Source organism: Kitasatospora cineracea, from assembly GCF_003751605.1.
Classification (GTDB): Bacteria; Actinomycetota; Actinomycetes; order Streptomycetales; family Streptomycetaceae; genus Kitasatospora; species Kitasatospora cineracea.
This window is the reverse complement of the sequence record NZ_RJVJ01000002.1, coordinates 773,862-786,232: the sequence shown is the minus strand read 5'-3', so window position 1 is coordinate 786,232 and position 12,371 is coordinate 773,862. Positions and strand designations below refer to the sequence as shown.

Annotated in this window: 13 protein-coding genes; 8 read left to right on the top strand and 5 right to left on the bottom strand. The window is 76.5% G+C overall.

Annotated elements, in window-relative coordinates:
• Window positions 1-14 precede the first annotated feature (14 nt).
• From EDD39_RS30010 to EDD39_RS29990, 5 genes are all read left to right on the top strand, one after another.
• Entirely contained in the window at window positions 15-893 is an 879-nt protein-coding gene (locus EDD39_RS30010) for a dioxygenase family protein (RefSeq protein ID WP_123562063.1), read from the top strand.
• 300 nt (window positions 894-1,193) lie between these two features.
• A complete protein-coding gene (gene cutA / locus EDD39_RS30005) occupies window positions 1,194-1,640 on the top strand; it encodes a divalent-cation tolerance protein CutA (RefSeq protein ID WP_123562061.1) in 447 nt (148 codons plus the stop codon).
• Between the two features lie 86 nt (window positions 1,641-1,726).
• Entirely contained in the window at window positions 1,727-2,944 is a 1,218-nt protein-coding gene (locus EDD39_RS30000; protein WP_162870299.1) for a serpin family protein, read from the top strand.
• A gap of 161 nt (window positions 2,945-3,105) precedes the next feature.
• Window positions 3,106-3,771 (top strand): signal peptidase I, encoded by a 666-nt coding sequence (gene lepB / locus EDD39_RS29995; RefSeq protein ID WP_123562057.1) that lies wholly within the window; start codon window positions 3,106-3,108, stop codon window positions 3,769-3,771.
• Between the two features lie 59 nt (window positions 3,772-3,830).
• A complete protein-coding gene (locus tag EDD39_RS29990) occupies window positions 3,831-4,241 on the top strand; it encodes a DUF3224 domain-containing protein (RefSeq protein ID WP_123562055.1) in 411 nt (136 codons plus the stop codon).
• A gap of 15 nt (window positions 4,242-4,256) precedes the next feature.
• On the opposite strand, the gene EDD39_RS29985 is transcribed toward EDD39_RS29990, so the two are convergent.
• On the bottom strand, window positions 4,257-5,468 hold the full coding sequence (locus EDD39_RS29985; protein ID WP_123562053.1) for an aminotransferase class V-fold PLP-dependent enzyme: 1,212 nt from the start codon (window positions 5,466-5,468) through the stop codon (window positions 4,257-4,259).
• Between the two features lie 390 nt (window positions 5,469-5,858).
• On the opposite strand from EDD39_RS29985, the gene EDD39_RS29980 reads away from it, so the two are divergent.
• Window positions 5,859-6,251, top strand: coding sequence for a hypothetical protein (locus tag EDD39_RS29980; protein ID WP_123562052.1), 393 nt, complete (start codon window positions 5,859-5,861; stop codon window positions 6,249-6,251).
• Window positions 6,252-6,296: 45 nt separating this feature from the next.
• Here the strand turns inward: EDD39_RS29980 and EDD39_RS39920 are convergent, their stop codons facing one another.
• Window positions 6,297-6,464, bottom strand: coding sequence for a hypothetical protein (locus EDD39_RS39920; RefSeq protein ID WP_162870250.1), 168 nt, complete (start codon window positions 6,462-6,464; stop codon window positions 6,297-6,299).
• A gap of 50 nt (window positions 6,465-6,514) precedes the next feature.
• Entirely contained in the window at window positions 6,515-7,537 is a 1,023-nt protein-coding gene (locus EDD39_RS29975; RefSeq protein WP_123562049.1) for a C40 family peptidase, read from the bottom strand.
• 153 nt (window positions 7,538-7,690) lie between these two features.
• Here EDD39_RS29975 and EDD39_RS29970 point away from each other — a divergent pair, with 153 nt between their 5' ends.
• Window positions 7,691-8,086, top strand: coding sequence for a BlaI/MecI/CopY family transcriptional regulator (locus tag EDD39_RS29970; RefSeq protein WP_123562048.1), 396 nt, complete (start codon window positions 7,691-7,693; stop codon window positions 8,084-8,086).
• Complete coding sequence (locus tag EDD39_RS29965) at window positions 8,083-8,985, top strand: M56 family metallopeptidase (protein ID WP_123562046.1); 903 nt, start codon at window positions 8,083-8,085, stop codon at window positions 8,983-8,985. The genes EDD39_RS29970 and EDD39_RS29965 overlap by 4 nt, the downstream gene beginning before the upstream one ends.
• Before the next feature lie 73 nt (window positions 8,986-9,058).
• On the opposite strand, the gene EDD39_RS29960 is transcribed toward EDD39_RS29965, so the two are convergent.
• Both EDD39_RS29960 and EDD39_RS29950 read right to left on the bottom strand, forming a co-directional pair.
• Entirely contained in the window at window positions 9,059-9,841 is a 783-nt protein-coding gene (locus EDD39_RS29960; protein ID WP_123562044.1) for a VOC family protein, read from the bottom strand.
• Between the two features lie 210 nt (window positions 9,842-10,051).
• Window positions 10,052-12,289 carry a PP2C family protein-serine/threonine phosphatase gene (locus tag EDD39_RS29950; RefSeq protein WP_123562042.1) on the bottom strand — a complete coding sequence of 746 codons (2,238 nt, stop codon included), beginning with the start codon at window positions 12,287-12,289 and terminating at the stop codon, window positions 10,052-10,054.
• Window positions 12,290-12,371 lie beyond the last annotated feature (82 nt).

The window sequence follows — 12,371 nt, the reverse complement described above, 5'->3', positions numbered from 1 at the left end:
TCGAACGGAGAGCCATGTCCACCCCCCACAACCCGCTGGACGGCCTGGGCGACCTGGCCGATCGCAAGATCAGCCGCAAGGGCCTGCTCAAGGCCGCCGCCCTGGCCGGCGCCGCGCCGGTCCTGATCGGCAGCGGAGTCGCGCTGGCCCGCGACGCGGTCGCCGCCGACGTCCCGGCCCCGCTCACCCCCCAGTGCAGCGACGGGCACGTCACCGGCGAGCAGATCGAGGGCCCGTACTTCAAGCCGGGCTCCCCGCTGCGCACCAACCTGGTCACCCCGGGCACCCAGGGCACCCCGCTGACCGTCAGCGGCTACGTCTTCGGCCGGAACTGCGTACCGATCTCCGGTGCCCTGCTGGACTTCTGGCAGGCCGACACCAACGGCAACTACGACAACTCCGGCTACACCTTCCGCGGCCACCAGTTCAGCGCCGCCAACGGCGCGTACTCGCTGACCACGATCATCCCGGGCCTCTACCCGGGCCGCACCCGGCACATCCACGTCAAGGTGCAGGCGCCCAACCAGCCGATCCTCACCACCCAGCTGTACTTCCCGAACGAGCCGCGCAACGCCACCGACACCATCTACGACCCGGCCCTGCTGATGACGGTCCGCCAGGTCGGCAACGGCAGCGAAGCCAGCTTCGACTTCGTGCTCAACGTCAACGGCACCGGCTCGCCCAGCCCCAGCCCCAGCAGCTCCAACCCGGGCTCGCCGAGCCCCAGCCCGAGCAACACGGGCGGCGGCTCCACCACCTGGACGGTCGGCGCCAGCTACAAGGCCGGTGACGTCGTCACCTACAACGGCGTCAGCTACGTCTGCATCCAGGGCCACATCGCGTACGCCGGCTGGGAGCCGCCGAACGTCCCGGCCCTCTGGCAGCGCCGCTGACCGGCCCCCGGTCCCGTCGCTGACCGACCCCACCCCCACGCGGGCGGTCAGCGGCGTCAGCCACCCGAAGCGGCGGCACGGCCCCACTCCCCGGGAGGGGAAAACCGGGAGACCGGGGCCGCGCCTGCCGAGCGTCATGACGGCCCGAGCGCGGGGTGCCCGGGCCGTCATGGCGCCCCACCGGATCCCGTCCCCGCCCCGTCTTCCCTCCCGATCCACCGGATCCCGCCGGAACCCCGCCCCCCGCCCCGTCTTCCCTCCCGCCGCTCCCGCCGCTCCCGCCCCCCGTACGCTCGGCCCATGACCGAGCCGCAGCACCCGCACGACCGTCCGCACGACCGTCCGGACGGCGGTCCGCACGACCGTCCGACCGAACACCCGCACCAGCACGTGGTGGTGACGACCACCCACGAGGACGAGGCCGCCGCCCGCGCCCTCGCCACCGCCCTGGTCCGCGAACGCCTCGCCGCCTGTGCGCAGGTCCACCCCATCCGCTCGGTGTACTGGTGGGGCGGCGAGGTCCAGGACGCCCCCGAGTGGCGCGTCGACCTCAAGACCCGGGCCGCCCTCGCCGACCGCCTCGTCGCCCGGATCGGCGAACTGCACGGCTACGACACCCCCGAGGCGATCGCCGTCCCGGTCACCACCGGAGCCCCCGACTACCTCGCCTGGCTCGACGCCGAGACCGCCGACGCCCCCGAAGCCACCCCCGCCGAGACCTCCGCCGACGCCCCCGGCACCGCCTGACCGCTCGTTAACCACTCGCCCCCGCCCGCGCCGAACCCCTACGATCCGGCCCGGGACCGACCCCGGGGGAGAACCGCGCCGTGCCGATGTACCGCACCGTCCGAGCCGTCAACGACCTGACCGCCCGCTGGGCGCGGCAGGCCCCGGCCGCCGGGCGGAACGCCGCCTTCAGCGGCCCCGGCGCCTGGGCCCCGCTCGCCCTGCTCGCCGCCGGATCGGCCGGCCCCGCCGCCCGCGAACTCGCCGACGCCCTCGGCGTCCCGACCGGAGAGGCCGCCGGCGCCGGACGCGAACTGCTCGCCGCCCTCGACCGCACGCCCGGCGTCAGCTCGGCCCTCGGCGTCTGGACCAGGGACCGGCTCCCGCTCGAACCGGCCTGGACCGCCGCCCTGCCCCCGTACAGCCTCGGCCGGATCACCGGCGACCCGGACGCGGACCGGGCCGCGCTCGACGCCTGGGCCGCCGACCGGACGGCCGGGCAGATCCCCCGGATGCCCGTCGGGACCACCCCGGACACCGAACTCGTGCTGGCCGGTGCGCTCACCGTCCGCACCGACTGGATCCGCCGCTTCCAGTCCTACGACGAGCGGCCCGAGGCCGGCGCCTGGCGGGGCCGCACCGTCGCCGGCCTGTACCGCGTCACCGGCCTGCTCGACCGGGTCGGCGTCGCCGACACCGCGGCCGGTCCGCTCACCGTGCTCAAGGTGCTCGGCCTGCAGGGCGTCGACGTCCACCTCTGCCTGGGCCCCGAGGACGCCGCCCCCGGGGCGGTGCTCGCCGCCGCCGTCCGCACCGCCGAACACCCCGCCCGGCTGCGCCCCGGCACCGCCCTCCCCGACGGCGCGCCCGGCCCCGGCCTGGAGGCCGGCTGGGTGCGCAGCTACACCCGCGAGCCCCTACTCCTGGCCCGGACGGTCGAGTTCGACCTGGCGGACGACCACGACCTGCTCCACCGCCCCGACCTGTTCGGCCTGCGCACCGCCACCGACACCGGCACCGGCCACTTCCCCGGCATCAGCCCCGACCCGCTCGCCGTCACCGCCGCCCGGCAGTCCGCCACCGCCGTCTTCGGCCCGCGCGGTTTCCGGGCCGCCGCCGTCACCGCGTTCGGCCTCGCCGTCGGTGCCGCCGCGACCCGGCCCCCGTACGCGGTCCGCCGGATCACCGCCACCTTCGACCGCCCGTTCGCCTTCCTCGCCGTCCACCGCACCTCCCGCCTGGTCCTGGCCGCCGGCTGGGTGGCCGACCCCAAGCCGCCCGCCCCGCAGCCGGACGACCTCGAACCGGACGACCTCGACCGGTAGCGGCAGCAGTCCGGCCCGACCGGGACCGACAGACGTTCGAGCCGCCCGCTACACTCCCGGTCTGCTCCGCTCCACCCCGCGCGAACGCCGCGGCCGCGGGGCGCGGACGGGTGGACGGGTGGACGGGTGGACGGGCGGACGGGCGACGGAGGCAGGACGGCATGCAACGGTGGAGCGGGCTCGGCAAGGCCGCGCTGGTGACCCTGGTCCTGGGGCTGCTGCTCCCGGCCGCCGGGGTCGGCCTCGCGCTGTACCTCAAGCCGCACGTGTACACCCTGGGCGCCGGCGACATGTCCCCGACCTACCGCCCCGGCCAGCGGATCACCACCTTCGCGGTCGCCCCGCAGGACGTCCGGCGCGGCGACGCCGTGGTGTTCTCGTACGCCACCGATTCCGGCGACCCGAACCGGACGCACTTCAAGCGGGTGATCGCCCTCGGCGGCGACCACGTCTCCCAGTGCGGCGACCAGCCGGTCCAGTTGAACGGTGCCCCGCTCGACGAGCCCTACCTCCGGGGCGGCACCCCGAACGGCTTCCGCTGCTTCGACGTCACCGTCCCGGCGGGCCGGATGTTCGTGCTGGGCGACCACCGCGCCAACTCCGTCGACTCCCGGCAGTGGGACAGCGTCCCGCTCGGCACCGTGTCCGGCCGCGACAGCCGGGGCTCCGCCGCGCTGGTGACGGTCGGCGCCCTCTTCCTGGCCGGCCTGCCCTTCCTCCCGGTCTCCCTGCTGCTCGCCCTGCTGGCCCGCCGCCGTCGGCGCGCCGCCCCGGCCGCCGCCCCCACCGGCGGCTACCCGGCCTGGGTCCTCGACCGCACGCCCTGACCCCGCGTCACCTCCCGGCCCGCGCCGGGTTGTCGGTGCGGCCGCCTACCATCGCGCCCATGCGAGCATCGGGAACCTTCACCGTCCACGAGTTCACCCCCGCGCCCGTCCCGGAGAGCGGGATCCGGACCGCCGCGGGGGTCGGCGTCGCCACCATGCGCAAGGAGTTCCACGGCGAGGTGGAGGGCCGGGCCGACACCCTGTTCACCGCCGCCTACGACCAGGCCGCCGGCGTGGGCACCTACCTCGCCATGGAGTCCTTCGCCGGCACCCTGCACGGCGCCGAGGGCACCTTCAACTTCGCGCACTCCGCCACCACCCTGGGCACCGGCCGCGACGGCGAGTACTTCGTCGTCGTCCCCGGCAGCGGCACCGCCGGCCTGACGGGCATCACCGGGACCGGCGCCATCACGGTCGACGAGGACGGCACCCACCGCATCCGGTTCGACTACCGACTCCCCGCCGAATGACCCGGGTGGGCCCGGTCACCGCTCCCGGGCCCACCCGCACAGCACCGGCACGCACCGCTCCGCGAAGTACTCGTAGTCCTCCGCCGTGTTGTACGCGTGCGTGGACAGCCGGAAGTACCCCGTCCCGCCGAAGCTGGTGAACGCCGCCTCGACGCCGAACTCGGCGGCCAGCCGGTCGCGCAGGCCGTCGGCCTCCAGGCGGGTGCGGCCCAGCCCGGCCGGGAGCCTGACCAGCCGCAGGGCGTTCACCGGCATGCCGACGTCCGCCGCGGCCGGCTCCCCGGTCGCGGCGGCGATCGCGTCGCCGATCAACTGCTCGGCGTAGTCGGCGAGTTCGCTCATGTAGCGGCGGGCCTCGGCCCAACCCCACTGCCCGGCAACGAAGTCGAGCGCGGTGGGCGCGGCCAGGTAGCCGGTGACGTCCAGCGTGCCCTGGGTGTCGAAGCGCTCCGGGAACGGCTCCTCCGCGCCCCATGAGTCGATCAACGGGTGGAGGGCGTGCCGGAGTTCGCCGCGGGCGACGAGCGCGGCGGTGCCGCGCGGCGCGCAGCCGAACTTGTGCAGGTTGCCGACCCAGGCGTCGCAGTCCGCCCCGGCCAGCGGGTCCTCGTCCAGGCCGGGCACGTGCGCGGCGTCGACCAGCAGCGGGATGCCGCGCTCGCGGGCGAACGCCCCGACCAGGTCGACCGGCAGGTAGCGGGCGGTCGCCGAGGTGATCCGGTCCAGCACGATCAGCGCCGTCCGCTCCGTCACCGCCCCGGTCACCGCCGCCGCGGCCTCGGCCGGCCCCGCCGCCAGCGGCACGTGCACGGTGCGCACCGCCCCGCCCCAGCGCCGGGCCAGCCGGGCCGCGCCCATGGTGACCGCCCCGTAGCCGTGGTCGGTGACCAGCACCTCCCCGCCGTCCCGGTGCGGCAGGCTGCCGTAGACGGCGCTCGCCCCGGCGCTGGCGTTCGGCACCAGCGCGGTGAACTCGGCCGGCACCCGCAGGAATGCGGCGATCGCGGCCCGCGCGGCGGCCACCCGCCGGGGCAGCCCGGGGAACCACACCACCGGCGAGGCGTCCATCTCCTCGCGCAGCCGCTGCTGCTCGCGCTGCGCGACCAGCGGCACCGCCCCGAACGAGCCGTGGTTCAGGTGCCGCATCCCCGGATCGAGCGACCACCCGGCGGCGGCGGGGCGCCCGTCCCGCAGCAGCAGGGGCTGGGGTGCGACGAGGTCGGCCACGGCTGTTCCCTCCGATCCGGTCCGGGGCGACACCACCCCGATGAACTGCGCAGATCCTGGCACAGCCCTCACCGCCCCCCACCGCCGGGGCACCCCCGCCCGCCGCGCCGCGCCGCGCCGCCTCGGCCCGCCACCGTCCCGGCCAGCCGCGCCGCCCCGCGCCCGCCCCCGCCCGCCGGAACGCCCTTCGCCCCGCCCTCGCCCCACCCGCCGGGGCACCTCTTGCCCACCCTCCCGCCGGGCACCTCTCGCCAACCCTCACCCGTTCGGGTGGCTCCCGGTTGCGCCGCCGGGGAACGGGGCGGCCCGCCCGCCATCCTGGCCCCACTGGATCGCACACGACCCGACCTGTCCCTGGGAGGGTCGCCGACCGAGAACGAGGACCCCTGCATGTTCCAGCAGCTCCGACCGCCGACCATCCCGGCCCCGCGCCGTCCCCTGCGCGCCGTCCTGGCCCTGGCCGCCGCCTGCACCCTGGCCCTGGCGGCCGCCGACCCGGCGGGCGCGGTGATCGACGGCGGCCACGACGGCCAGATCTTCCTGGCGGTCTCGCACGACGGCGGCATCCTGCACGACGCCACCGTCTCCACCGACGGCCACTTCGCCATCGACCGCTTCAGCATCGAGGGCCCCGGCCTGAACGGCGTCCCCGACCACTCGGGCCGGAGCGGCGTCTGGCGCTTCGACCTGATCGGCCACACGGTCAGCTCCGGCTCCGTCGTCTGCGGCCAGGGCTACCTCAACGGCCGCTCGCTGGGCCGCCCCTGCGTCACCGTCCGCTGACCCGCGCCCCGGCCGGGCGGCGGCCCACCCGCCGCCCGGCCGGCCTCACGAGTGCTTCAGGAAGCGCAGGTAGAACGCCAGGAACATCAGCACGATCCCGACGTTCACCGCCAGCCGCTCCCAGAAGCGGTCGCGGAAGAACAGGACGTCCACACCGACCACGACGGCCGCCATCGCGAGCACGTACAGCACGGTGACCCACTGCTTTCCCATGCCCCCGTTGTACCGCCGCACCGCCCCCGCGGGCAGCCCCCCGCCCGGCGTCAGGGCCGGACCGCTCCGACGTAGGGCATCACGTCCAGGTCGACGATCTGGATGTTCTTGCCGGTGCGCGGGGCGTGCAGCAGCTTGCCGTTGCCGACGTAGATGCCGACGTGGTGCAGGTCGCTGTAGTAGAAGACCAGGTCGCCGGGCCGGAGGTCGGCGCGGGCGACGTGCTTGCCCGCGTTCCACTGGTCCTGGGTGACGCGGGGGAGGCTGACGCCGCCGGCCCGGTAGGCCATCTGCGTCAGGCCGGAGCAGTCGAAGGAGTCGGGCCCGGCGCCGCCCCACCGGTAGGGCTTGCCGAGCTGGGCGTAGGCGTAGTCGAGGACGGCCTTGGTCTGCCCGGTGGCGGGTCCGTCGTAGGTCCCGCCGCGGGCCGAACTCCGGGACGCGGCCGGGGTGTCGTCGCCGAGGACGCGGGCCCGGTCGGCGGCCTTCAGCCCGGCCAGGACGCGGCCGGCCTCGGCGAGTTTGTCCTGCACCTCGGCCTTCTTGCTGCCCAGGATGGTGCGGGCCTGCTCCAGTTCGGCGAGCTTCGCGGCGGTCTCCGAGCGGGCCTGGTCGATCGACTGCTGCAGCCGCAGCGCGTCGCGCAGGGCGTCGGCCTGCCGGCTGCCCGCCAGGTCCTGGAGTCCGGCCTGCCGGAGGTACTCGTCGGGGGAGGAGCTGAGCATCAGCCGCACGCTCGGGTCGATGCCGCCGCTGCGGTACTGCTCGGCGGCCAGCGCCCCCAGGGCCTCCTGGTGGGCGATGATCCGGGCCTGCTGTCCGGCCAGCCGGTCCTGGAGCCTGCCGGCCTCGTCCTGGAGCTGCTCGGCGCGTTCGTCGACCTTGTTGTACTGCTCGGTGGCGGCCTCGGCCTGTTCGTACAGGCCGTCGACCTGGGCCTTCACCTGGTCGATGCCGGGCGCCGGTTCGGCGTTGGCGCCGGTGGCGGGCAGCAGGACGGCGGCGCCGGCGGCCGCGCCGAGCACGGCGGTCCTGGTGCGTCCGGCCGGTCGGGGCCGTCGGTGCGTTCCCATCGGCTGCGCTCTCTCCCCAAGGTCGGGCACCCGTCGTCCGGGCGACGTCCGGGCCATCACTACGAGACAACTTAGTAGTTCAGTAGAAAGTCGGGCAACCCGCCCCCGCCCACTACGATGAGCGCCGGGACGACAAGGAAGGCGGAACGGGCGGTGCGCAGACTCGGCGACCTGGAGGCGGAGATCATGGACCGCCTGTGGACCTGGGACCGCCCGGCCACCGTCCGGGAGATCGTCGACGACCTCAACCGCACCCGGCCGCTCGCCTACACCACCGTGATGACGGTCGCCGACATCCTGCACCGCAAGGGCCTGCTGCGCCGCGAGAAGTCCGGCCGGGCCTGGAGCTACCGCCCCGCCTGCAGCCGCGAGGCGTACAGCGCCGCCCTGATGCGCGACGTGCTCGGCGAGAGCCCCAACCCCACCGGCGCCCTGGCCCACCTGGTCGAGCAGCTCACCCCCGAGGAACTCGCCGCCCTGCGCACCGCCATCGACTCCGTCGACACCACCGACCGCGACCCCCGCCGACCCGGGGCGGACCCCCGGTGACGGCCGCCCTCGCCCTGCTCGGCTACGCCCTGCTGGTCGGCGTGCTCGCCCCGCTGCCGCTGGCCCGGGCCGGCTGGACGCACCGCGCGCCCCGGCTGGCCGTCGCGCTCTGGCAGGCGCTCGCCCTGTCCTTCGTCACCGCCCTGGTGCTGGCCGTCCACCACCTCGCCGTGCCGGGCGTCCACCTGCACCTCGGACTGGCCGGGCTGATGCACGTCTGCGGCGTCGACCACCCCGGCGGCCTGGCGGCCGGCGGCAACTGGCGCCTGCTGCTGCCCGCAGCCGTCGCGCTCTGGCCGCTCGGACGGTTCACCGCCGCCCTGGCCCGCACCGCCCGGCACCGCCGCCGGCACCGCGCCGTCCTCGACCTGGTCGCCGCCCGCGACCGCGACCTCGGCGCGCACGTCCTGGACCACGACACCCCCGCCGCGTACTGCCTGCCCGGCCGGCGCTCCCGGATCGTGCTCACCCGCGGCGCCCTCGAACTCCTCACCGACCGGCAACTGGCCGCCGTCCTGGCCCACGAACGCGCCCACGTCACCGGCCGCCACCACCTGGCCCGCACCGCCGCGGACGCCCTCGCCGCCGCCTTCCCGTTCCTGCCCCTGGCCCGCCTCGCCGCCCGCGAGACGCCGTTGCTACTGGAGATGGCCGCCGACGACCGCGCCGTCCGCCGCCACCCGCGCGCCGTCCTCGCCGCCGCCATGTACCGGGTCGCCGACGGCCAGGTCCCCCGCACCGCCTTCGCCGCCGGAGGCCCCGCCGCCCTCCTCCGCGTCCGCCGCCTCCTCGCCCCCGCCCCCGCCCCCCACCCCGCCCTCCGCGCCGCCGCCACCCTCGCCTCGGCCGCCGCCCCGGTCCTCCCCCTCCTGGTCACCTGCGGCCCCATCCTCCCCTGACCCCCGCCCCGACAGCACCGCACCGCCCGCCCCGGACCGAACCGGGACGGGCGGTGCGCGGGCACCCGTGGCGTCACGCCAGCGGCTGCGGCCTGATCATGGCGAACGGCGCGCCCTGCGGGTCGGCGACCACCGTCATCCGGCCCGCCATCATGTCGAACGGCGGCGCGAGCACCGTGCCGCCCCGCTTGACCAGCGCGTCCACGGTGGAGTCCACGTCGTCGACGGAGAAGTACGTCAGCCAGTGCGCCGGGGTGCCGGGCGGGTCGTTGGCCAGCAGGGTGACCCCGCCGACCGCCCGGCCGCCGACCCGCAGCTCCCAGTACGAGTCCGCGCCGTCCAGCGGCTCGATCTCGATGCCGAACGCCTCGCCGTAGAACGCGGTGGCGGCCGGCACGTCACTGGTGTGCAGCTCGTTCCAGGTCAGCGCGCCGGGCTCGTTGACGACCTTCGCGCCGAAGAACTCGCCGGGCTGCCACACGCCGAACACCGCACCCTGCGGGTCCGCCGCGACCAGCATCCGGCCCAGGTCGCCGACGTCCATGGCCGGGACGAGCAGCGTGCCGCCCGCGGAGACGATCGCCTCCTGGGTGGCCTGGGCGTCGGTGCTGGCCAGGTAGCCGGTCCAGACGGTCGGCGGCTCCGGCATCCCCTCGGGCGCCATCGCCGGGCCGATCCCGGCGACGGCCCGGCCGTCCAGCTCGCAGACCGCGTAGCCGCCGAACTCGGCCGGGCCGGGCTTGCCCTGCCAGCCGAGCAGGTCGCGGTAGAAGTCCAGCGCCGCCTGCTGGTCCTTCGCCATCAGATCGACCCAGCACGGGGTGCCGGTCGCGTACGGGGTGGTGACTTCGGGCATCTCTCGCTCTTTCCGGTTCAGGAAATCCGCTGCGCCCCCCGCCAGCCACCCTCCCGGCGCCACCCCGAATCCGCCACCGGGACACACCCCTCCCGCACCCGCCCGGTCCCCGCTCCCCGCCCCTCTTTCCCCCATCCCTGTCCCCGCCCCCAGCCCGCGCCCGTCCCCGCTCCCGCCCCTCCCTCCTCTCCGCGGTTCCGCCCCCACCGGCTAGGCCCGGGTCAGGGCGATCAGGGCGATGTCGTCCGAGAGCTGGTGCGTCCAGTCGCGGACGTCGGAGGCGAGGCCGGCGATCAGGCGGCCGGGGTCGGTGGCGCGCAGGACGGAGAGGCGTTCGCCCAGGGGGTAGAACTCGCCGGAGGAGTTGCGGGCCTCGCTGAGCCCGTCCGTGTGCAGCAGCAGGGCCGAGCCGCCGGGCAGGGCCAGCGGGGTGGGGGCGGGGGCGGGGCCGAGGCCGAGCGCGCCGAGGCCGAGCGGCAGCAGGGCGGGGACGGGGGTGGCGCGGACGCCGTCCGGGCCGATCCGGAGCGGGGCGAGGTGCCCGCAGTTGACCACCTCGACCTGGTCGATGCCGTCCCGGTGCTGGAGCAGCAGCGCGGTGGCGAACAGTTCCTCGTCGCCGCGGGCCGCCGCCAGCCGGGCCAGCTGGCGGTCCAGCCGGGCCGCGAGTTCGCCGAGGTCGGCGGTCTCGTGCGCCTGGGAGCGGAAGCAGCCGAGCAGGTCGGTGACGGTCTGGACGGCCTGCAGGCCCTTGCCGCGGACGTCGCCGATCAGCAGCCGGGTGCCGTGCGGGGTGCGCACCGCCTCGAAGAAGTCGCCGCCGACGCCGGTGCCGGCCGTCGCGGGCTGGTAGTGGCCGGTCAGCCGCAGTTCGCCGAGCCGGGCCGGGATCGGGTGCAGCACGGCCTGTTGCAGGGCGATCTCGTTGGCCCGGACGCGGGCCAGCCGCTCCGACTGCTGGCGGCGGCCCCAGGCGACCAGCCCCATCGCCGCGCCGACCGCGAGCGCGGCGGTGGCGGCGCCGGGGCGGCCGGCGACGCTCCCGCCGGCCAGTGCGACCAGCAGCAGGTGCTGGAGTCCGGCGGCCGCGGCGACGGTCAGCGACACCACGGGGCGGCCCAGCACCATCGCCACCAGGGCGACCGCCCCGCAGGCCACCCAGAGCACGGTGCTCAGCGCGCGGGCGTCGCCCCCAACGGTGAGCAGGGCCGAGCTGCCCGGGACGGTCTGCGCCAGTACCCCGCCGAACAGGATCGCCACCGGGTAGAGCGCGGAGGCGGCCGCCCGCCGCTGCCGGGGGAGCGCGGCCAGGAAACCGGCCAGGTAGGGGATCTGCGTGACCACCAGGCCGAAGCCGACCAGCACCGCGACCGCGCCCGCGACCAGGGCGGCCTGCCCGGCCCCGGCGGGCAGGAAGTGCAGCGAGGCCAGGCCGACGGCGGCCAGCGGCAGGCCGAGCGAGGAGCTGGTCAGCGGGGTGAGCCGCCAGCGCCGGGCGGTCAACCCGGCCGCCAGCATGCCCAGCCCGTAGCCGGACATCGACAGCGTCACGTGGGCCACCGTCACGCCGCGCTGGAGCAGCAGCACGGGGACGGCGGCGGTCAGCGCGAGCTGGGTGAAGCCGAGCGTCGCGCCCGCGGTGATCGCCCCGGCCGCGGCCCGGGCCGGCACCCCGGGCGGGGCGGGGGCGGGCCGGCGGCGGGCCGGCAGCACGGTCCGGGCCCGGCAGGCCGCGAGCAGCACCGCGGCGGCGCCCAGCAGCCCGCCGACCAGCGGGTCCGACCAGTCGCGCAGCGGGCCCAGTTCCAGGCCCGCGACGGCCAGCAGGGCGGCCGCCGCGACGCCGGGGCCGCAGACGGGGGCCGGCCGGGGGCCGGCGCGGGGCAGCCGGTCGCGCGGCAGCAGGCGCAGTGCGGCGAGCAGCAGCAGCGCGGCGGCGGCCGGGACCACCGACTCGCCGAGCCGCCAGCCGGCCGCGGTGTCGATCCGCACGGCGACGTTCGCGCCGAGCACGAAGACCACGGCGACCCCGGCGACCGCCCCGCCGACCACCCGGGTGATCCGGCCGGGCAGGTTCAGCACGGGGACGGAGGCCAGGGCGGCGATCAGCACCCCGGCCGAGCCGGCGTCCTCCACGGCCCGCCCCGCCAGGTACGTCCAGGGGTGTCCGGCGGTGACCGCGACGGCGCCCCCGGCCGCCATCGCCCCCAGCGACCAGCGCAGCACCCGCGGCCACCCCCAGGCGTCCACCAGCCGGCCGGACACCAGCAGCGCCGTCAGCATCGCCAGCGCCGACCCCAGCTGGGCGGCCACCGCGACGTCCCGCCCGACCCCGAACTCGGTGATCGCCCCGGCCGTGGTGGCGCCGCGCAGCAGCGGCAGCAGCACGCACAGCGAGGCGGCAGCCATGAGCAGCAGACGGACGGCGCGCCGGGGGGTGCCGGTCACGGGGGTCTCCTTCGGCAGGTCGGACGAGAGCAAGGCTTTCAAACACCCACATCCACCCAGAAGGGAAAAAGGTCACTTAAGT